Source organism: Klebsiella sp. LY (assembly GCF_004010915.1).
In the GTDB taxonomy this organism is placed as follows: domain Bacteria; phylum Pseudomonadota; class Gammaproteobacteria; order Enterobacterales; family Enterobacteriaceae; genus Klebsiella; species Klebsiella quasipneumoniae.
The window spans coordinates 1533714-1554951 of sequence record NZ_CP022444.1; the positions used below are offsets into that span (position 1 = coordinate 1533714).

A 21238-nucleotide genomic window follows, 5' to 3' on the forward strand; every position below is an offset into this window, starting at 1 on the left:
GAATATGGCGATTTATACCCGAACGGGCGACGCTGGCACCACCTCACTCTTTACCGGCCAGCGGGTGAGCAAAACGCACCCGCGGGTTGAAGCCTACGGCACGCTGGACGAACTGAACGCCGCGCTGAGCCTGTGCGCCTGCGCCGCCGCGGATAAAAAACACCGCGCCTTACTCGAGGCCATCCAGCAGCAAATATTTTGGTTTAGCGCAGAACTGGCCAGCGACAGCGAACAGCCGTCGCCCAAACAGCGCTATATCAGCAGCGAAGAGATTTCCGCCCTGGAAGCCGCCATTGATCGGGCCATGGCCCGCGTCGAACCGCTGCATAGCTTTATTTTACCCGGCCGCTGCGAAGCCGCGAGCCGCCTGCATTTTGCCCGCACGCTGGCCCGCCGCGCCGAACGCCGTCTGGTTGAGCTGGCGGCGGAAGTTACCGTACGCCAGGTGCTGATGCGCTACATCAACCGCTTATCAGACTGCCTGTACGCCCTGGCCCGCGCGGAAGATAGCGATGCGCACCAGAACAATATTATTCGTGAGGTTAGCAGGCGCTATCTGGCCGCCAGCCAGCCGAGCCACAGCAAGGAGACGACGCCCATGGCGCTCTCATTCCACGATCTGCACCAACTCACCCGCGCCGCGGTTGAGCGCGCGCAGCAGCTTCAGGTGCCGGTGGTGATCAGCATCGTTGATGCCCACGGTACGGAAACCGTCACCTGGCGGATGCCGGACGCCCTGCTGGTCAGCAGCGAACTGGCGCCGAAAAAGGCCTGGACCGCGGTGGCGATGAAAACGGCGACCCATGAGCTGAGCGATGTCGTTCAGCCGGGCGCGGCGCTTTACGGCCTCGAAACGCATTTACAGGGAAAAGTGGTCACCTTTGGCGGCGGTTACGCCCTGTGGCGCGACGGCTTATTAATTGGGGGTCTTGGCATCAGCGGCGGCAGCGTTGAGCAGGACATGGACATAGCACAGACCGCCATCGCGGCTATTAACGTGGGAACACATCAATGAATACTTCTGAACTCGAAACCCTGATTCGCACCATTCTTAGCGAGCAATTAACCACGCCAGCGCAAACGCCGGTCCAACCTCAGGGCAAAGGGATTTTTCAGTCCGTCAGCGAGGCTATCGACGCCGCGCACCAGGCGTTCTTACGTTATCAGCAGTGCCCGCTAAAAACCCGCAGCGCCATTATCAGCGCAATACGTCAGGAGCTGACGCCGCTGCTGGCGACGCTGGCGGAAGAGAGCGCCAATGAAACGGGGATGGGCAACAAAGAAGATAAATTCCTGAAAAACAAGGCCGCGCTCGACAATACCCCGGGCGTAGAAGACCTCACCACCACCGCGCTGACCGGCGACGGCGGCATGGTGCTCTTTGAATATTCGCCGTTTGGCGTTATCGGCTCCGTCGCGCCGAGCACCAACCCGACGGAAACCATCATCAACAACAGCATCAGCATGCTGGCGGCGGGCAACAGCGTCTACTTCAGCCCGCATCCAGGAGCGAAAAAGGTCTCTCTCAAGCTCATCAGCCTGATTGAAGAGATTGTTTTCCGCTGCTGCGGCATCCGCAATCTGGTGGTCACCGTAGCGGAACCAACCTTTGAAGCGACCCAGCAGATGATGGCCCACCCGCGCATCGCGGTGCTGGCTATCACCGGCGGCCCGGGTATTGTGGCAATGGGCATGAAGAGCGGTAAAAAAGTGATTGGCGCAGGCGCAGGCAACCCGCCCTGTATCGTTGATGAAACGGCGGATTTGGTGAAGGCGGCGGAAGATATCATCAACGGCGCTTCGTTCGATTACAACCTGCCCTGCATCGCCGAGAAGAGCCTGATTGTGGTGGAGAGCGTGGCTGAACGCCTGGTGCAGCAAATGCAAACCTTCGGCGCGCTGCTGCTCAGTCCAGCCGATACCGACAAACTCCGCGCCGCCTGCCTGCCTGAAGGCCAGGCGAACAAAAAACTGGTCGGCAAAAGCCCGTCGGCCATGCTGGAAGCGGCCGGGATCGCCGTGCCGGCGAAAGCGCCGCGTCTGCTGATTGCTATCGTCAACGCCGATGACCCGTGGGTCACCAGCGAACAGCTAATGCCGATGCTGCCGGTGGTGAAAGTCCGCGATTTCGATAGCGCGCTGGCGCTGGCCCTCAAGGTTGAAGAGGGGCTGCATCATACCGCCATTATGCACTCGCAGAACGTGTCGCGCCTGAACCTTGCGGCCCGCACCCTGCAAACCTCGATATTCGTCAAGAACGGCCCCTCCTATGCCGGGATCGGCGTCGGCGGCGAAGGTTTTACCACCTTTACCATTGCCACGCCAACCGGTGAAGGGACAACCTCGGCGCGCACCTTTGCCCGCTCCCGGCGCTGCGTGCTGACCAACGGCTTTTCCATCCGCTAACCGAGGTCGCGATGAATACTTTCTCACTACAAACGCGGTTGTACAGCGGTCAGGGCAGTCTGGCGGTGCTCAAGCGCTTTACCAATAAGCACATCTGGATAATCTGCGATGGCTTTCTGGCGCGTTCGCCGCTGCTGGATACCCTGCGTAACGCGTTGCCCGCAGATAACCGCATTAGCGTCTTTAGCGAGATAACGCCGGACCCTACTATCCATACCGTGGTGCAGGGGATTGCGCAAATGCAGGCCCTGCGTCCGCAGGTGGTCATCGGCTTCGGCGGCGGTTCGGCAATGGACGCAGCGAAAGCTATCGTCTGGTTCAGCCAGCAGAGCGGCATCAACATCGAAACCTGCGTGGCCATACCAACCACCAGCGGCACCGGCTCGGAAGTGACCAGCGCCTGCGTAATTAGCGACCCGGATAAAGGCATTAAGTATCCAATGTTCAACAATGCGCTGTATCCGGATATGGCGATCCTGGACCCGGAGCTGGTGGTCAGCGTACCGCCGCAGATTACGGCCAACACCGGTATGGACGTGCTGACCCATGCGCTGGAGGCGTGGGTTTCGCCGCACGCCAGCGACTTTACCGACGCGCTGGCGGAAAAAGCCGCCAAACTGGTGTTCCAGTATCTGCCCACGGCGGTAGAAAAAGGCGACTGCGTGGCGACGCGCGGGAAAATGCATAACGCCTCAACCCTCGCCGGGATGGCCTTCAGCCAGGCGGGACTGGGGCTTAATCACGCTATTGCCCACCAGCTTGGCGGGCAGTTTCATCTGCCGCATGGCCTGGCAAACGCGCTGCTGTTAACCACGGTTATCCGCTTTAACGCCGCTGTTCCCCGCGCTGGCAAACGCTATGCGCGGCTGGCCAAAGCCTGCGGCTTTTGCCCGGCAGAGGCCAACGACGTCACAGCGATCAATGCGCTGATTCAGCAGATCGAACGACTCAAGCAGAGCTGTGCGCTGCCTTCACTGGCCGTTGCGCTTAAAGAAGGAAGATCCGACTTTTCCGCGCGTATTCCGGCAATGGTGCAGGCCGCGCTGGCGGACGTCACGCTACGCACCAACCCGCGCCCGGCTAGCGCCGGGGAAATTCGCGAACTGCTGGAGGAACTGCTATGAATAGCGCGGTCAACGCGGTTGAAATAACCCATAGCGCCGATGAAATCCGCGAGCGCGTGCGCGCAGCGGGCGTCGTCGGCGCGGGCGGAGCGGGGTTTCCCGCCCACGTTAAGCTACAGGCGCAGGTAGAGATTTTTCTGGTCAACGCCGCCGAGTGCGAACCGATGCTCAAGGTCGACCAACAGCTGATGTGGCAGCAGGCTGCTCGCCTTGTGCGCGGCGTGCAGTACGCCATGACGGCGACCGGCGCGCGCGAAGGGGTCATTGCCCTGAAAGAAAAATACCGCCGGGCTATCGACGCCCTTACCCCGCTGCTGCCTGCCGGTATCCGTCTGCATATTCTGCCGGACGTCTATCCTGCGGGCGATGAAGTGCTGACCATCTGGCTGGCAACCGGTCGCCGGGTCGCGCCCGCCGCGCTGCCTGCCAGCGTCGGCGTGGTGGTCAATAACGTACAAACGGTGCTGAATATTGCCCGGGCGGTTGAACAACAGTTTCCGGTCACTCGCCGTACGCTGACCGTAAACGGCGCGGTCGCCCGACCGCTGACCGTTACCGTACCTGTTGGCATGTCGCTGCGCGAAGTACTGGCGCTGGCGGGCGGCGCGACGGTCGATGACCCCGGTTTTATTAACGGCGGTCCGATGATGGGCGGCCTGATCACCTCTCTCGATAACCCGGTGACCAAAACCACCGGCGGCCTGCTGGTGCTGCCGAAAAGCCATCCGCTTATTCAGCGGAGAATGCAGGACGAACGCACGGTGCTTTCCGTGGCCCGTACCGTCTGCGAACAGTGCCGGCTATGCACCGATCTCTGCCCCCGGCATCTGATCGGCCACGAACTCTCTCCGCACCTGCTGGTGCGGGCAGTGAACTTTCATCAGGCCGCTACGCCGCAGCTGCTGCTTAGCGCCCTCACCTGCTCGGAGTGCAACGTCTGCGAAAGCGTGGCCTGCCCGGTCGGCATTTCGCCGATGCGCATCAACCGCATGCTGAAACGCGAGCTGCGCGCGCAAAACCAGCGCTATGAAGGGCCGCTGTATCCTGCCGACGAAATGGCGAAATACCGCCTCGTACCGGTGAAGCGATTGATCGCCAAACTGGGATTAAGCCCCTGGTACCAGGAGGCGCCGCTGGTTGAACACCAACCATCGGTAGAAAAAGTGACTTTGCAGCTGCGCCAGCATATCGGCGCCGGCGCGGTGCCCAACGTTGCGGTTGGGGAGCGCGTAACGCGCGGACAATGCGTTGCCGATATTCCGGCAGGTGCATTAGGCGCGCCGGTTCACGCCAGCATTGACGGCGTTGTTACGGCCATCAGCGAACAGGCCATCACGGTGGTAAGAGGTTAACCATGTCTCAGGCTATAGGAATTTTAGAACTCACCAGCATTGCCAAAGGGATGGAACTCGGCGATGCGATGCTGAAAAGCGCCAACGTCAATCTGCTGGTCAGTAAGACCATCTGTCCGGGGAAGTTTTTGCTGATGCTCGGCGGCGATATCGGCGCTGTCCAGCAGGCCATTGAAACCGGCACTTCGCAGGCCGGCGAAATGCTCGTCGACAGCCTGGTTCTGGCGAATATTCATCCCAGCGTCCTTCCGGCCATCAGCGGCCTGAACAGCGTAGACCGACGCCAGGCGGTCGGCATCGTTGAAACCTGGAGCGTGGCGGCCTGCATCAGCGCCGCTGACCGGGCGGTGAAAGGCTCAAACGTCACCCTGGTGCGGGTGCATATGGCTTTCGGCATCGGCGGTAAATGCTACATGGTGGTGGCGGGCGACGTTTCTGATGTCAACAACGCGGTGACGGTTGCCAGCGAAAGCGCGGGCGAAAAAGGGCTGCTGGTTTACCGCTCGGTGATCCCGCGCCCGCATGAAGCGATGTGGCGACAGATGGTGGAGGGATGATGGAAAGGCAGCCAACAACGGATCGCATGATTCAGGAATATGTTCCCGGAAAACAGGTGACCCTCGCGCACCTGATTGCCAATCCAGGGAAAGATCTCTTTAAGAAGCTGGGCCTGCAGGATGCGGTATCCGCCATTGGCATCCTCACCATTACGCCCAGCGAGGCGTCGATTATCGCCTGCGATATCGCCACCAAATCCGGCGCGGTAGAGATTGGTTTTCTTGACCGCTTTACCGGCGCCGTGGTGCTGACCGGCGACGTTTCCGCCGTCGAGTATGCCCTCAAGCAGGTGACGCGCACGCTGGGCGAAATGATGCAGTTCACTACCTGCACGATCACCCGGACGTAGCGCAATGAAACGTCTGATGCTTATCGGCCCCAGCCAGTGCGGGAAAACCTCGCTTACCCAGGGTCTGCGCGGCGAAGCGCTCCATTACAAGAAAACTCAGGCGATTGAATGGTCGCCGATGGCCATCGACACGCCGGGCGAATATCTGGAGAACCGCTGCCTTTATAGCGCCCTGCTGACCAGCGCCTGCGAGGCCGACGTTATCGCGCTGGTGCTGAATGCCGACGCCCAGTGGTCGCCGTTTTCTCCGGGTTTTACCGTCCCGATGAACCGTCCGACGATTGGCCTGGTCACCAAAGCTGACCTCGCCGACCCGCAGCGGATATCGCTGATCGGCGAGTGGCTCAGGCAGGCTGGCGCCCGGCAAATTTTTATCACCAGCGCGCTGAATAACCTGGGTCTTGATGCCGTGCTGAATTTTCTGAATTCGAAGGAACCTTTATGATGTCTTACAAAATCATGGCCATTAACGCCGGCAGTTCATCGTTAAAATTCCAGCTGCTGGAGATGCCGCAGGGCGACATGCTCTGCCAGGGATTAATCGAACGTATCGGCATGGCAAACGCCCAGGTGACTCTCAAAACGCCGGAGCAGAAATGGCAGGAGACGGCGCCGATCGCCGATCACCGTGAAGCCGTCACCCTGCTGCTTGAAAAGCTCCTCAACCATCGGATTATCCAGAGCTTGCAGGATATCGATGGCGTCGGCCACCGCGTGGCGCACGGCGGGGAGCGCTTTAAGGATTCGACGCCGGTCACCGATGAAACCTTAGCGGAAATCGAGCGCCTGGCAGAGCTGGCCCCGCTGCATAACCCGGTAAATGCCTTAGGCATCAAAGTGTTCCGCCAGCTGCTGCCCGACGCGCCGTCGGTGGCGGTGTTTGATACCGCTTTTCACCAGACGCTGGATGAGCGCGCCTTTATCTATCCGCTGCCGTGGCGCTACTACAGCGAGCTGGGCATTCGCCGTTACGGCTTCCACGGCACCAGCCATAAGTACGTCAGCGCGACGCTGGCGGAAAAGCTGGGCGTACCATTGAGCGCTCTGCGCGTAGTGTGCTGTCATCTCGGCAACGGCAGCAGCGTTTGCGCAATCAAAGGCGGGCGTTCGGTTAACACTTCAATGGGCTTTACGCCGCAGTCTGGGGTGATGATGGGCACCCGCAGCGGCGATATCGATCCGTCGATTCTACCGTGGCTGGCGCTGCATGAGGGTAAAACGCCGGAGCAGCTGAATCAGCTGCTGAATAACGAGTCCGGCCTGTTGGGCGTTTCCGGCGTCTCGCACGATTATCGCGATGTCGAGCAGGCGGCGGACAGCGGTAATCGTCAGGCAGCCCTGGCGCTCTCGCTGTTTGCTGAGCGCATTCGCGCCACTATCGGCAGCTATATTATGCAGATGGGCGGCCTGGACGCGCTGATCTTTACCGGCGGCATCGGCGAAAACTCCGCCCGAGCCAGGAGCGCCATCTGCCATAACCTGAATTTCCTCGGGCTCTCGGTCGATGAAGAGAAAAACCAGCACAACGCCACCTTTATTCAGGCCGAAAATGCGATGGTCAAAGTGGCGGTGATCAATACCAATGAAGAGCTGATGATCGCCCGCGATGTGATGCGCCTGGCGCTGCCGCAGGCGCGCGAGCTGGCGGTACCAGCCTAAACGACGCCTCTCCCCTTTGCGGAGAATCATGGTAACCGGCGGGTCGCCGTGCCACTATGCGCCCTGGCGAAGGTAAGCGGAAAGGTGAAAACGTGGCCGTTGCACAATGTCCCGCCTCGTGCGGAGAACTTATCCAGGGCTGGATCCTCGGCAGCGAGAAGCTGATCTCCTGCCCGGTGGACTGGTACAGCACCGTCGAGGTCGAGACCGGCAAACCGCGCAACGATGAGCGGCCGCTGTCGCGGGCGATGGTCGACCAGCTGCTGGCCCACTGGGGCTACCCGGCGGCGCTGAGTCAGCAGATCCGCATCACCCTGCACTCGACGATCCCGGTAGCCAAAGGGATGGCCAGCAGCACCGCCGATATCGCCGCCACCGCGGTGGCCACCGCCCATCATCTGGGCCACGCGCTGGATGAGCCGACGCTGGCGCGCCTGTGCGTCGCGCTGGAGCCCACCGACAGCACCCTGTTCCACCAACTGACGCTGTTCGATCATAATACCGCCGCTACCCAAATCGCCTGCCCTGCGCCACCGGCGCTCGACCTGTTAGTGCTGGAGAGCCCGCTGACGCTGCGTACCACCGACTACCATCAGCTGCCGCGCGAGGCGGGTCTGCTGGCTAACGCCTCCCGGCTGCAGCTGGCGTGGGAGAAAGTGCAGCAGGCCTGCCAGCATGGCAGCCCGCAGCTGCTGGGCGAAGCGGCCACTATTAGCGCCATCGCCAGCCAGCAGCTGTTGCCCAAGCCGGGGTTTGACGCGCTGCTGGAGCTGGTGGAAAGCGCAGGATTGTATGGCCTCAACGTGGCGCACAGCGGCAGCGTCGTCGGCCTGCTGCTGGACCGCCGTCGTCATGACGTGGATTTTTTGCAATGGCGGCTGGCAGAGCGCGGCATCGCCGCCCACTGGCCGCAACAGCATCTGCTGGCGATGGTGCCGGGGGGCGTCACCCTGCAGTAGGGCTCAGGCCAGCGCCCGGCGCAGCGCCGCCAGCAGCTGGTCGTTTTCGCCGGCGCTGCGGATCGCCACCCGGAAATAGCGGCTATCCAGCCCCGGGTAGTTGGCGCAGCTGCGGATCAACACGTGCTGGCGCAGCAGGGCGTATTGCAGGTCAAGATCGGGTCTGTCACAGCGCAAGAACAGGTAGTTGGCGCGCCCGGGCCACACGGTCAGCCCGGCCATCTCCTGAAGCTGCGCGTAGAAACGCGCTCCCTCCTCCTGCAGCCACTGCCAGGTGGCCCGCTGATACGCCCGGTCCTGAAGAATGATCTCCCCGGCCAGAGCGGCATAGGCATTGATGGACCATGGCATTTGTCGCTCGCGCAGCCGGGCCACCGCCCGGGCGTCAGCGTTGAGCAGGTAGCCTAGACGCAGCCCCGGAATAGCATAAAATTTAGTCAGCGAGCGCAGAACCCAGACGTGCGGATACTGCGCCAACAGGGGAATAAACCCCGGCTGATCGGGAATAAAGTCGAGGAAGGCTTCATCGAGGATCAGGCTGATATTTAGCGCCCGACAGCGTTGCGCAATGGCTTCCAGCAGGCCACGCTCCGGCAGCAGACCAGTGGGGTTGTTCGGGGTGCAGAGAAACAGGCAGTCCAGCGCCGGCGTGAGAGCATTGAGGATCCCGTCGGTCAGCTGCCAGCCATCGCGCTCCTGCAGGGCATACTCCACCACCTCGCAGTCCACAGTCTGCAGCGCGCGCCGGTACTCTGCGAATCCGGGAATGACGATCATCGCCCGCCGCGGCTTAAGGCCCTGGACAAGGGTGAAGATCGATTCAGTTTCGCCGTTGCCGGCGAGGATATGCGCCGCCGGCAGCCGATGGTGGGCTGCCAGCGCCTGATGCAGCTGTTGATACTCAACGTCAGGGTAGCGCTCGGCGCAGCCGGGATTGTCGACGATCGCCTGCCTGAGCGAGGCGGGCATTCCCAGCGGATTGATATTGGCGCTAAAGTCCAGCAGTTCGCCGGGCGCAATGCCCAGCAGGGCGGCGGCCTCGCGGATATTGCCGCCATGGGCGCTTTTCAGTAAGGCCATGTCCCTTTCCTGTATGGTTATCCGCGGCGGGCCAGCGTCGCGCCGTCGGCGAAGTAGGCTTTAATCCCGGCGAGGATCGACTCGGCCACCTGCTGCTGGAATTTGGCCGTTTTCAGCTTCCGCTCCTCTTCCACGTTACTGATAAACGCCGTCTCCACCAGAATGGAGGGGATATCCGGCGCCTTCAGCACCGCAAAGCCCGCCTGCTCTACCCGGTTCTTGTGCAGGTTATTGATATTGCCCATTTTCTCCAGCACTGCCTTACCAAATTTGAGGCTGTCGGCGATGGTGAGGGACTGCACCATATCGAACATGGTGTGGTCGACATAGCGATCGCCGCTCTTGCTGACCCCACCGATCAGATCCGAGGCGTTCTGCGTCTGGGCGAGATATTTTGCCGCGGTACTGGTGGCCCCCTTGGTGGAGAGCGCAAACACCGAGGAGCCGCTGGGCTGGCGGCTGGTAAAGGCGTCGGCGTGAATCGAAACGAACAGGTCGGCGCGCTGCTTCTGCGCTTTGGCGACACGCACCTTCAACGGGATAAACACGTCTTCGTTGCGGGTCATATAGGCCTTCATATTGCCTTCTTTGTCGATCAGCGCCCGCAGGCGGCGGGCAATTTGCAGCACCACATCTTTCTCGCGGGTGCGATACTTGCCCACGGCGCCGGAGTCTTCGCCGCCGTGGCCGGGATCGAGCATGATGACAATCGGCCGGTCGCGCCCGGCTTTGCCCGGCTGCGGCCCGCTTTGCGCCGGCGGCACCTGTCGCTCCAGATCGCCTTTGTTGTAATCCTCAAGCAGCGCCAGTAGCGGATCCTGAACATCGGTGGCGTTGGCGGGGTAGAGATCCATCACCAGACGCTCTTTAAAGCCAGCTACCGGCGCGAGGGCAAACAGCTGCGGCTTAACGTTCTGCTTGAGCTCGAAGACCATGCGCACGGTTTGCGGATCAAACTGGCCCACGCGGGCGGACTTAATAAAGGGATCGTCATCGCGGATCTGCCCCCCCATGCCTTTCAGCACCGAGTTGAGATTAACCCCTTCCAGATCCACCACCACCCGTTCCGGATTACTGAGGGCAAACTGCCGGTATTTCAGCACATGATTCGATTCCACCGTGACGCGCGTGTAGGTCGATGCTGGCCAGACGCGAACAGCGACCACCCGCGCGGCGGCGGCCAGCCCAACGGGGCTCACGCTCATTAACCACATGGCGCCCGCGCCCTGCAGCAGACGGCGACGGCTTAATCCAGAGTTGTTTCCCGACATGCCACTCCCAAGCAATAAAAACGCATTTATACCCAAAACAAACAGATTGACCAGAAACTTTAACGAAAGGCATATAACCTGTCATCTATAAAAGGGTAAACATTCATTGACACCCTGCGCCGGGTCACATGTTTTTCGTGGCTTAGCCTCAAATTGGGGCTTGCGTTTAACGGCAAAACAGAATAAAAATACAATAATTACGAATAATCATGCATTGAGGGTTTGTCATGGTGAAGGAACGTCGCACTGAACTGGTAGAAGGATTCCGCCATTCTGTTCCCTATATAAATGCCCATCGGGGAAAAACGTTTGTCATCATGCTGGGCGGCGAAGCCATTGAGCATGAAAACTTTTCAAATATTGTCAATGACATAGGACTATTGCATAGCCTGGGCATTCGCCTGGTGGTGGTCTATGGCGCCCGCCCGCAGATTGACGCTAATCTCGCCGAGCACCACCACGAGCCGGTCTATCACAAGCAGACGCGAGTGACTGACGCCAAAACGCTGGAGCTGGTTAAGCAGGCGGCGGGGATGCTGCAGCTGGAGATCACCGCCCGCCTGTCGATGAGCCTCAACAACACCCCGCTGCAGGGGGCCCATATCAATGTCGTCAGCGGCAACTTTATCATCGCCCAGCCGCTGGGCGTCGATGACGGCGTCGATTATTGCCACAGCGGGCGCATTCGCCGCATTGACGAAGAGGCGATTCATCGCCAGCTCGACAGCGGCGCCATTGTCCTGATGGGGCCGGTCGCGGTGTCGGTCACCGGCGAGAGCTTTAACCTGACTTCGGAGGAGATCGCCACCCAGCTGGCCATCAAGCTGAAGGCGGAGAAAATGATCGGCTTCTGTTCGTCGCAAGGGGTTTACAACCAGGCCGGGGAAATTGTCTCTGAACTGTTCCCCAATGAAGCGCAGGCCCGCGTCGAAGAGCTGGAAGCGGACGAAGATTATAACTCTGGCACCGTGCGCTTCCTGCGCGGGGCGGTGAAGGCCTGCCGCAGCGGCGTGCGGCGCTGCCACCTGATCAGCTATCAGGAAAATGGCGCGCTGCTGCAGGAGCTGTTCTCACGCGACGGCATCGGCACCCAAATCGTCATGGAGAGCGCGGAGCAGATCCGTCGGGCGACCATCAACGATATCGGCGGTATTCTTGAGCTGATAAGCCCGCTGGAGCAGCAGGGCATCCTGGTGCGCCGCTCCCGCGAACAGCTGGAGATGGAGATCGACAAGTTCACCATTATTCAGCGCGATAACACCACCATCGCCTGCGCCGCCCTCTATCCTTTCCCGGAAGAGAAGATCGGCGAAATGGCCTGCGTGGCGGTGCATCCGGATTACCGGAGCTCGTCGCGGGGAGAGGTGCTGCTGGAGCGTATTGCCGCCCAGGCCAGACAGATGGGCCTGAGCAAGCTGTTCGTGTTAACCACCCGCAGCATTCACTGGTTCCAGGAGCGCGGCTTCACGCCGGTGGATATCGACCTGCTGCCGGAGAGTAAAAAGCAGATGTATAACTATCAGCGCCGGTCGAAGGTGCTGATGGCCGACCTCGCTTAGCTCTTTCTCCCCCCTTTCTAACGGCCGAGGATAGCGCGACGCTCATCACGTTAACCCCGGCCGGTATCCCCCTCTTCGCGCCGATCTGACGTGCGGCACGAGGGCTAAATTCCTGGTTTCCACGCAGACCATATCTTTCTCGCTGGCTCACCGATATGCTACTGGCTGTCGACAGGATATCGACTGGCGCCACGGCCACCACCCGCCCTGCAAGGATCGCTTAACGAATGGAAACCCAACCGAACTGGCTGGTCAGACATATCAACCTCATTACCGCCGCGGTCGCCCTCTATCCGTGGTTGCTGTTGATTTTGTTGCTCTGGGACAACCAGCGCCATCATCAGAATGGCTATGCCGCGCTTGGCGCCGCCGTGGCGATATTATTTCTGCTGGCCCTGACGTCCGGCATGAATCTTCTCATCTCCTCGCTGGTGATTTTTTGTGCCCGCTGTTCCACCCCACCGCTGGCCGGCGGCGCAGCAGTCCGCTTTTTCGCCATGAACTCGATCTCGGCGCTCTGGCTTATCCCTCTGTTCTTCAGTTACTGATTTTTCCGCCAGCCCGGGCAACGGCTGCAGCATTTTCCATCGCCCGGACCCGGCGTCTCAGGGGGCTTCACGCCCGGCGAAAATCTCCGCCAGGCCGCTGCGCCGCTCGGTGCGGGTCACAATGGCCTGGGAGAGCACCTGCTCGTCGGCATAGAGCGACAATCGCCGTTTTGCGCGGGTGATCGCGGTATAGACCAGTTCGCGTGTCACCAGAGGAACGCTGCGCGCCGGCAGGATCAGCGCCGCATGGTCGAACTCGGAGCCCTGCGATTTATGCACGGTCATCGCCCAGGCGGTGTCATGCTCCGGCAGGCGGCTCGGCTGCACCGACTTGATGGCGCCGTCGGGCATCAGGAACCATACCCGCAGCTCGCCGTTGCGCTCCAGGGCAATGCCGATATCGCCGTTAAACAGCCCCAGCGCGCTGTCGTTGCGCGCGATCATAATCGGCCGGCCGTCATACCAGCGGGAGTGGCGCGGCAGGGCGATCGCCCGCTGGCGGTTGAGCCGCTGCTCCAGCCGCTCATTGACGCCGCTCACGCCGTACGGCCCTTCCCGCAGCGCGCACAGCAGCTGAAATTCGCTGAAGGCGGCCAGCATGGCCTGCGGTTCCACCCGCTCGCGGCGCAGCTGCAGGTAGTGCTCATAGCCCAGCTGGGCCGCGCCGAGCATGGCTTCGTACTCTTCGGTCGTACTGAGGGGATGAAGCGCGATATCGTCAAACGGCTGGCGCAGCGTGGCCTTCACCTCCGCGCGCGCGCCAGCGTTCACCGCCCGCGCCAGGCTCCCGATGCCGGAGTGACTGCCGAAGCGATAGCTCTTTTGCAGCAGGCACAAGCTGTCTCTCAGCGCGCCAGCGATAGCCCCCTCGCCCGCTGGTACCGGCGAACCGGTCAGCCGGGTCAGCTCCTGCGCCCGCGCGGCGGTGTAGCCCGAGCTCGCCCAGGCGCAGATATCCCCCAGCACCGCCCCCGCTTCTACCGAGGCCAGCTGGTCACGATCGCCGAGGAAGATCACCCGCCCGTGAGCCGGCAGCGCGTCGATGAGCCGCGACATCATCGGCAGGTCGATCATCGAGGCTTCATCCACCACCAGCACGTCGAGATGCAGCGGGTTGCCGGCGTGATAGCGCATGCGCTGGCTGCCTGGCTGGGCGCCCAGCAGACGATGCAGCGTGCTGGCCTCGGTGGGAATCAACGCTTTCTGCGCGTCGGTCAGCGGCAGTTTTCTCAGCGCCGCGCCCAGCGATTCGGTCAGGCGCGCCGCCGCTTTCCCCGTCGGCGCCGCCAGACGAATACGACAGCGCGGACTATCTTCAATCTGGATCAGCGCCGCCAGAAGTTTGGCCACGGTGGTGGTCTTCCCGGTCCCGGGACCGCCGGAGATCACCGAGATGCGGCGGGTCAGCGCCACCGCCGCGGCCACTTTTTGCCAGTCGGTTTCGCCGGTGGCAGGGAACAGGGCATTGAGGGTTGCCGCCAGCCGGGCCTCATCCATCTCCAGCACCCGGTTGGCTTCGTTGAAGAAGCGGGCGACGGTCAGTTCGTTGCGCCACATCCGGTTCAGATAGAGCCGGTCGCCGCATAAAATCATCGGCGCCGGGGCATCGCCGCAGCTCACCGCCGACGAAGCGAGCAGCAGCGCGGGCCAGTCCTCCGGCGCGCCGGCGTCGGCCAGCAGCCGATCGCGGATCTCCCCCGCTTTCCCGCTCAGCGCCTCGTCGCCGCTCAGCCGCGAGAGCGGCAGGCACACGTGCCCCTCTCCGGCATCACGGCTCAGCAAGGCCGCCGCCAGCTTGACCGCCGGCGGGTCGTTTTGCGCCACCATCAGGGCAAACTGGACGTCCAGCGGCCGCAGCAGACGCTGCTCCACCGCCGCCAGCAGTAGTTGATCAAAAGTCATGAGGCCTCCTCCTGAGTTTCTCCGGCAAAAAGCTGATCCAGACCGTCAATCAGCGGTCGCACCGGCCGGGTAGTGAAGATCCCCTGCCCCCCCTCCTGACCGTCCATGCCGCGCAGGAAGAGATAAATCACGCCGCCGAAGTGGCGGTCATAGTCGTAATCGGCCAGCCGGTGGCGCAGATAGCGGTGCAGCGCCAGGCTGTACAGCTGATACTGCAGATCGTAGCGGTGGGCCCGCATCGCCTGCTCCATCGCCGGCCGGGTATAGGCCTCGCGATCTTCCCCCAGCCAGTTGGATTTGTAATCCAGCAGGTAATAGCGGCCTTCGTGGCGGAAGACCAGATCGATAAAACCCTTCAGCATGCCGCGCACCTGGCGGAAATCCAGCGGCGGCGTGTCGGCGGAAAGGGGATCGTACTGGCGGATAAGCGCATCAAGGCGCTCCGCCGTCAGCAGCTGCGCGATGGGCAGGTAAAATGCCATTTCCACCTGTTTATCCCGCGCCGCAAGCTGATTGAGCGCGATATCCGGCCCCGGCAGGCGGGTCTTCAGCACGCCCCCCAGCCAGTCGGTCAGCACCGGCGCCCACTGTGCGTCAAATCCGCTCAGCTGCAGTTTCTCCGCCATCCATCCGTCCGGCACCGGCTGGGTAAAGTCCAGTTCCTCAAACAGACTGTGCAGGAAGGTCCCCGGCGCAGCGCCGCGCGGGAACTGGTGCGGGGTCAGCTGCGGCTCTTCCACCACCTCGCCGACGCCGACGGCATCGATATCCAGACGTGGCAGCAGATCCTGCCCGCTGCTGAAGCCATGCTGCTGCAGACCGGAATAGCTGGTTACCCGCCAGTCATCGGCGATGCGGCGCTGCAGCTCGCGCGCCGACAGCGGGGGGATGCTCGCCGCCGGCGCCTGCCACGGGGTCAGATCCAGCTCGCCCGGCCTCTGCAATGCAATATCGCCATGGCAGAAGTCCGCTAAGCGCGCGGCCAGCCCGGCGGCATCCATGGCTTCGCCCGCCTGCAGCAGCCGCCCCAGGGCGCTCAGATGAAAATCGCTGTTGCCGGACTTTCGGCTGCTGAGGGGCGCTACGCCGAGGCTGCAGTGCCAGACCGCGCGGGTCAAGGCGACGTACAGCAGGCGCAGATCTTCCGCCAGCCGCTCCGCCTCCGCCAGTTCGAGGCTGGCCTCATCCTGGCCCAGATCCAGCACCGCCGCGAACGTCTCGCGATCGTGATAGAACGCCTGGTCCTGTTTGCGAAACCGGGCGATAAACGGCAGCCAGACCAGGGGATATTCCAGCCCTTTTGACTTATGAATAGTGACGATTTGCACCAGGTGCTTATCGCTTTCCAGACGCATCTGCTGGCTGGCAGCGTTGCTGTCCGGCTCGGCGATATGCTGCGTAAGCCAGCGCACCAGGGCATGCTCGCTTTCCAGCTGGCTGGCCGCCTCCTGCAGCAGTTCGCTGATGTGCAATATGTCGGTTAAGCGCCGCTCGCCGCCCCGGGTCGCCAGCAGGTTCTCGGCGATATGCCGGGCCGTCATCAGCGCCCGCAGCATCGGCATCACCCCGCGCTGACGCCAGATCTGGCGGTATTCACTGAACTCCTCCACCAGCGCGTCCCACGCCTGCTCATCCTGATTGAGATTTTCAATATCCCGCGCGGTCAGGCCAAACATCGAGGTCGCCAGCGCGCTGCGCAGGGTATTTTCCCGCTCCGGGGACAACACCGCCTGCAGCAGCCAGAGCAGCTCCTGGGCCTCCAGCGTCTCAAAAACGCTGTCGCGGTTGGAGAGGTAGACCGAAGGGATGCCCAGCGCCTGCAGCGCTTCACGCACCTGCGCCGCCTCCAGCCGGTTGCGCACCAGCACGGTAATATCCGAAGCCTGCACCGGGCGCGAGGTTTCCCCACGCCACAGCAGCGCGCGCCCCTGCTGACCGGCGCTTAGCCAGTCGCGGATCTGCGTGGCGCAGAGCTGCGCCATAAACGTCTGATAATCGCCGGCGCCCACGGTGTCGCCGGGCATCAACCAGACGTTCATCGCCGGTACGTCCGCCGCGTCAACGGTAAAGCGCAGCCCCTGGTTCTTCGCCGCCGCCTTCACCGGCAGGAACGGGATCTCGCGAAACATGAAGGGGTTATCGCTGAGGCTGAACAGCCGGTTGACGCTGCCCACCATGCCCGGCGAGGAGCGCCAGTTGGTGTCTAGCGTGTAGTGCGCGGCAACGTCGCCGCGCGCTTTCATATAGGTAAAGATATCGGCGCCGCGAAAGGCGTAGATGGCCTGCTTCGGATCGCCGATCAGCAGCAGCGCCGTCTCCGGCTGCTGGCGCCAGATACGGCGGAAAATCCGGTACTGTTGGGGGTCGGTATCCTGAAATTCGTCGATCATCGCCACCGGAAAACGCTGGCGAATGGCGCTGGCCAGCGCCTCGCCGCTGTCGCCGCGCAGCGCCTCGTCAAGCCGGCTGAGCATATCGTCAAACCCCAGCTCGCCGCGGCGGCGCTTTTCGCGCGCGACCGCATCGCGGATCTCGACCATCGCTCTCGCCAGCACCAGATCGGTGAGCGTCAGCGACGAGGCCAGCAGCGATTCTACGGCGCTAAACAGAGGATGTACGGGCGGTTCGCCACCGGCTTTGGTACGCTCAAGCAGAAACGACTGGGCAAATTTCTCCAGCGCGTCGGGTAACTGATAGCTCAACGTCTCTTCCTGCGCCCAGGCGGTCACTTTCTCAAGCCATTTGCCCTGGTTGCCGCGATTGAACTTCCGCCGGTCAAGACCCGAATCTTCAAGCACGCCTTCGATCTCGCCCACCTGCTCGCGCCACTGCTGCTTGAGCGAGTCAATGCGGTCGATGATTTGCTGATGGCGTTCGGCCAGCGTCTCGTCGGCGGCTGGCGGCGACTTAAGCTGCGGCGCTTCGCCCTGCAGCCAGCGGTCAAGGGACTTCAGCAGATCGCGCGGCCCTTTCCAGACATCGTGGATCACCGCCGCGATATCGCGGGTCAGCGGATAACAGTGACGGCGCCAGAAGTCGGCGCAGGCCTGATAGCGCAGGCGGGATTCATCCTCTATCAGCTGCTGCTCGAACAGCATGCCCGATTCGAAGGCGTTAAGGCTCAGCATCCGCTGGCAAAAACCGTGGATGGTGAACACCGCCGCCTCGTCCATCTGCCGTTCAGCCAGCAGCAATGTCTTTACGGCGTCGTCTTTATCGACGATCTCCGCCAGCAGCGCGCTGTAGAGCGGGTTATCGGATTCACCGCGCATACAGGCGATGCGCAGCTCGTGGATGTTGCTGCGGATACGCCCGCGCAGCTCTTCGGTCGCCGCCTCGGTAAAGGTCACCACCAGCAGTTCTTCAACGCTGATGGCGCGGGGATAGGCTGCCTCGCCGCCCAGCCCCAGCAGCAGCCGCAGATACAGCGCGGCGATGGTAAAGGTTTTTCCGGTGCCCGCAGAGGCTTCTATCAGGCGCTCGCCCCTCAAGGGCAAGCGCAGGGGATCCAAAGACTCAGCGGTGTCGGTCATTCATTCTCTCGCATCAGGGGTAAGGATTGCTGCAATGCGCTGACGTTTTCCCACACTTTGCCGCCTGCCGGCTGGGCATAGTCCGCTTTGCCATTCTGGCTACCGGAAATCTGGGACAATATCGTCATGCCCTGCGGCTCCACCACCGTCTGATGGAAGAAGTCAGCAAGTTTTTGCGGCGTCAGCAGTTTAATCTGAGCCACTACTTTATCACGTGAATCAAAACGCATATTACCGCGATCGAAATCTTTGCTCAGTTTCGATGCCTCTTCGCCCAGCGTCTGCGGCGCCTGCATCATCTGGCTTATCACCGCTTGCTGGAGCTGGGCAAACTCTTCCGGCTTCATCGCCCGCAGCTTCGCCTCCGCGGTGGGGAAGAAGGCCTGGAACCGCTGCCAGAGGAAAGCCGGCTGCTTATCGCTACTTTGCAGCAGGAAGCCCATGCCCCACTGACGTCCCACGTTCATCGGGAAGGCAAAGACCGCGTAGCCGAGCTGCTCTTCGGTACGCAGCTGGTTATAGAACCACGGCTGAATAATCTGTCCCAGCAGGGTGCTGGCGGCGGTGCTGCTGAACTCATCCACGTTGGGCGGTGCGAACACCGCGGCCAGCGCAGAGTCGGTGCTGTTGCCCGTTTTGTTGAAGATCGCCAGCTGCTGCCGGTTCACCACTACATCTTTATTGCGGCACCATTCGTTGCCGTCAGCGCCCAGCTGCTGCTGGATCTGGCGAGCCAGCGTCGTGGCGGCATCGGCGGACATATTGCCGATCACCATCAGTTCAGGGCGCCCCTTGGTTTTCAGGTTGGCGCGGTAGTCGAGCACCTCCTGCAAAGTGATGGAAGGCAGCAACGCCCGGCGTACTTCGCGCTGGAAATACGGTACCTGGGAGACCATCTGGATCGGCATTATCGCCTGATCATAGGCTTTGCCCTTCTCAGCGGAGTCCATCATTTGCGCATACCACGATTTGGCCTGCTCCAGCTGCTCCTCGGTCGGCGTATAGCTGAAGTATCCCTGCAGCAGGTCGCTGAACAGCGCCGGCAGGTGCTGGGTATAGCCGTTGGCATTGACCATTAACCCGTTATTGGCGCCGGTGGAGAACGAAATGCCGCCGACCGCCGCCTGGTTACTAAGCTGATCGAGGGCGATGCCGGCGAGATAATCGTTGAGGGCAAACATCACCTGCCGGCGAGCGCTGTCCATCGCCTGGGGATTACGCAGCACCAGGGAGATATCCGCCTTCGGCTCGCTGGCGAAATACTGGCTCGGGGCATAAACCACCCGCAGCGTCGGTTCATCGAGGATCAGCTGCGGGTGCGGCCAGGCTTTATCGCTTTTGATGAGGGTGAAATCATCCGGAATATAGGGGTTGAGCACCGGCAGCTGCAGCTTGATGGCCTGCGCTTTTTGCTGCCAGTCAGCGAAGGTCTGCTCGCTAATCTTATCCACCTGATACGGCGCATCGACAAAATAGGCGGTCTTGTTATGCGGTTCCTGCGGGCTGATATACCAGATGCGCGCGTTCTGCGGGGTCATCATCGCCAGCCGGTCTTTAATCGCCTGCGGGTCGTACCGATCGGCAATGTTGACCACGTCCAGCGCATGCTCGACCGGCACCCGGATCATGGTATCCGCCAGCCATTCCACGTAATCCATATCACGGTTGATCGACGGATAGCGGAAATCCAGCGCCAGCACATGCGCCAGCTCGTCAAAGTAACGTTTGTCGACGCCCTGGGTACGCAGGAGGTCGAGGTAGCTGAATATGGCCGCCGTCACTTCGTCGCGGTGCGCCAGGCCTTTATCGGTGAGGGTGGCAGAGATCGCCAGCACGCCGCTGTTGCCGTTCACCACCGGGTCAGAATCCGCGCGGATGCCTTCCGCCAGTCCCTGCTTTTGCAGCCAGTCGGAGAGCGTCCCCGGGCTGCGGTTGCCGATCAGGTAAGTGACCAGCTCATCGGTTTTGCTGCGGAAGCGATCGCTGTTGTTGTCGATGCGAAACTCGACGCGCAGCACTTTACGCGGCATCGCCGGCACATAGTGAATAATGATGCCTTTTTGCGCATCGGTTACCACCGGCACGCTTATTTCCGGCCTGCTGATTTGACGATTCGGCACGCGGCCAAAGGTGTCAGCGGCCATGCGCGCCAGCTCCGGCAACGGCTTGTTGCTGTAGATCACCGCCTTCATCAGATTGGCGGAGTACCAGCTATCGCGGAAGGTATGCAGCGCATCAAGTACCGGGCTGCCGGGCTTATCGCTGAGCGTCTCGAGGTTGCCGCCAGAAAAGTGGGCCGCCGGGTGAGCTGGGTTAATGGTTTCTGCGCTGACCTGGGCCATGCGCATCCCGTCTCGCGTCCGGGCCATGGTTAGCTCGGCGTTGACCGCGTTACGTTCGCGGTCGGCATATTTTTTATCCAGCAGCGGCGCGGCAATGGCATCCGCCAGGCGGTCTACGGCCCCGTCCAGCGCATTATTCTCCACTTCGAGATAGAACGCGGTGCGGTAGGGCGCGGTGCTGGCGTTATGGCTGCCGCCGTGCAGTTTAAGAAACTCTGCCAGACTGTCAGGCTGGGGATATTTTTGTGACCCCATCAGCGTCATATGTTCCAGAAAATGCGCCAGCCCCTGATGATCGGCCGGATCCTGCAGGGATCCCACCGGCACCACCAGCGCCGACAGCGATTTCACCGCCTGCGGATCGGAAACCAGCAGCACGACCATGTCGTTATCAAGACGGATCGCCTGATACTGACGCGTATCTTTTTCGCTTTTGCGGATCGTCTCCTGAACAGGCTGCCATCCGGTGTCGGCCTGACTAAACGGCGCCCAGAGGGCGGCCAGCACAACAAAAATCTTGAACCATAAACTGCGGGGCATTCACGAACCTCATCATTAACAAACTTGCGCTGCACAGCGTGCAGCCTTTTATGTCC

The 21238-nt window shown here is 61.6% G+C and carries 16 protein-coding genes; 11 read left to right on the forward strand and 5 right to left on the reverse strand.

Annotated features, from left to right (window positions below):
• The first annotated feature begins 4 nt into the window (after nucleotides 1-4).
• The 9 genes from pduO to CE636_RS10330 all read left to right on the forward strand — a co-directional run bounded on the left by pduO (nucleotide 5) and on the right by CE636_RS10330 (nucleotide 8407).
• Nucleotides 5-1015: a two-domain cob(I)yrinic acid a,c-diamide adenosyltransferase PduO gene (pduO, locus tag CE636_RS10290; RefSeq protein ID WP_017899220.1), complete on the forward strand. Its 1011-nt coding sequence runs from the start codon at nucleotides 5-7 to the stop codon at nucleotides 1013-1015.
• Nucleotides 1012-2406 (forward strand): CoA-acylating propionaldehyde dehydrogenase PduP, encoded by a 1395-nt coding sequence (pduP, locus tag CE636_RS10295; protein WP_004205473.1) that lies wholly within the window; start codon nucleotides 1012-1014, stop codon nucleotides 2404-2406. The genes pduO and pduP overlap by 4 nt, the downstream gene beginning before the upstream one ends.
• An 11-nt stretch (nucleotides 2407-2417) precedes the next feature.
• Nucleotides 2418-3530, forward strand: coding sequence for a 1-propanol dehydrogenase PduQ (gene pduQ / locus CE636_RS10300; RefSeq protein ID WP_017899221.1), 1113 nt, complete (start codon nucleotides 2418-2420; stop codon nucleotides 3528-3530).
• Nucleotides 3527-4882: a cobalamin reductase PduS gene (gene pduS, locus CE636_RS10305; RefSeq protein ID WP_017899222.1), complete on the forward strand. Its 1356-nt coding sequence runs from the start codon at nucleotides 3527-3529 to the stop codon at nucleotides 4880-4882. The genes pduQ and pduS overlap by 4 nt, the downstream gene beginning before the upstream one ends.
• Before the next feature lie 2 nt (nucleotides 4883-4884).
• A complete protein-coding gene (gene pduT, locus CE636_RS10310; protein WP_017899223.1) occupies nucleotides 4885-5439 on the forward strand; it encodes a propanediol utilization microcompartment protein PduT in 555 nt (184 codons plus the stop codon).
• On the forward strand, nucleotides 5439-5789 hold the full coding sequence (pduU, locus tag CE636_RS10315; protein WP_004205469.1) for a propanediol utilization microcompartment protein PduU: 351 nt from the start codon (nucleotides 5439-5441) through the stop codon (nucleotides 5787-5789). The genes pduT and pduU overlap by 1 nt, the downstream gene beginning before the upstream one ends.
• A gap of 4 nt (nucleotides 5790-5793) precedes the next feature.
• Nucleotides 5794-6234, forward strand: coding sequence for a propanediol utilization protein PduV (gene pduV, locus CE636_RS10320; RefSeq protein ID WP_017899224.1), 441 nt, complete (start codon nucleotides 5794-5796; stop codon nucleotides 6232-6234).
• Nucleotides 6234-7448: an acetate/propionate family kinase gene (locus CE636_RS10325; RefSeq protein ID WP_004205466.1), complete on the forward strand. Its 1215-nt coding sequence runs from the start codon at nucleotides 6234-6236 to the stop codon at nucleotides 7446-7448. The genes pduV and CE636_RS10325 overlap by 1 nt, the downstream gene beginning before the upstream one ends.
• 92 nt (nucleotides 7449-7540) lie before the next feature.
• Nucleotides 7541-8407, forward strand: coding sequence for an L-threonine kinase (locus CE636_RS10330; RefSeq protein ID WP_032447002.1), 867 nt, complete (start codon nucleotides 7541-7543; stop codon nucleotides 8405-8407).
• 3 nt (nucleotides 8408-8410) lie between these two features.
• Here CE636_RS10330 and cobD read toward each other — a convergent pair whose 3' ends face one another.
• Both cobD and amiC read right to left on the reverse strand, forming a co-directional pair.
• A complete protein-coding gene (cobD, locus tag CE636_RS10335; protein WP_017899227.1) occupies nucleotides 8411-9487 on the reverse strand; it encodes a threonine-phosphate decarboxylase CobD in 1077 nt (358 codons plus the stop codon).
• Nucleotides 9488-9504: 17 nt separating this feature from the next.
• Entirely contained in the window at nucleotides 9505-10758 is a 1254-nt protein-coding gene (gene amiC, locus CE636_RS10340) for an N-acetylmuramoyl-L-alanine amidase AmiC (RefSeq protein ID WP_017899228.1), read from the reverse strand.
• A 227-nt stretch (nucleotides 10759-10985) separates the two neighbouring features.
• On the opposite strand from amiC, the gene argA reads away from it, so the two are divergent.
• Complete coding sequence (argA, locus tag CE636_RS10345) at nucleotides 10986-12317, forward strand: amino-acid N-acetyltransferase (protein WP_004149616.1); 1332 nt, start codon at nucleotides 10986-10988, stop codon at nucleotides 12315-12317.
• A gap of 227 nt (nucleotides 12318-12544) precedes the next feature.
• Complete coding sequence (locus CE636_RS10350; RefSeq protein ID WP_017899229.1) at nucleotides 12545-12865, forward strand: hypothetical protein; 321 nt, start codon at nucleotides 12545-12547, stop codon at nucleotides 12863-12865.
• A 57-nt stretch (nucleotides 12866-12922) separates the two neighbouring features.
• Here the strand turns inward: CE636_RS10350 and recD are convergent, their stop codons facing one another.
• From recD to ptrA, 3 genes are read right to left on the reverse strand one after another with little or no spacing between them, the layout of a single operon-like run.
• On the reverse strand, nucleotides 12923-14767 hold the full coding sequence (gene recD, locus CE636_RS10355) for an exodeoxyribonuclease V subunit alpha (protein ID WP_017899230.1): 1845 nt from the start codon (nucleotides 14765-14767) through the stop codon (nucleotides 12923-12925).
• Nucleotides 14764-18300, reverse strand: coding sequence for an exodeoxyribonuclease V subunit beta (recB, locus tag CE636_RS10360; protein ID WP_017899231.1), 3537 nt, complete (start codon nucleotides 18298-18300; stop codon nucleotides 14764-14766). The genes recD and recB overlap by 4 nt, the downstream gene beginning before the upstream one ends.
• A complete protein-coding gene (ptrA, locus tag CE636_RS10365; protein WP_017899232.1) occupies nucleotides 18297-21182 on the reverse strand; it encodes a pitrilysin in 2886 nt (961 codons plus the stop codon). Before ptrA ends, recB begins: the two co-directional genes overlap by 4 nt.
• Nucleotides 21183-21238: the final 56 nt, after the last annotated feature.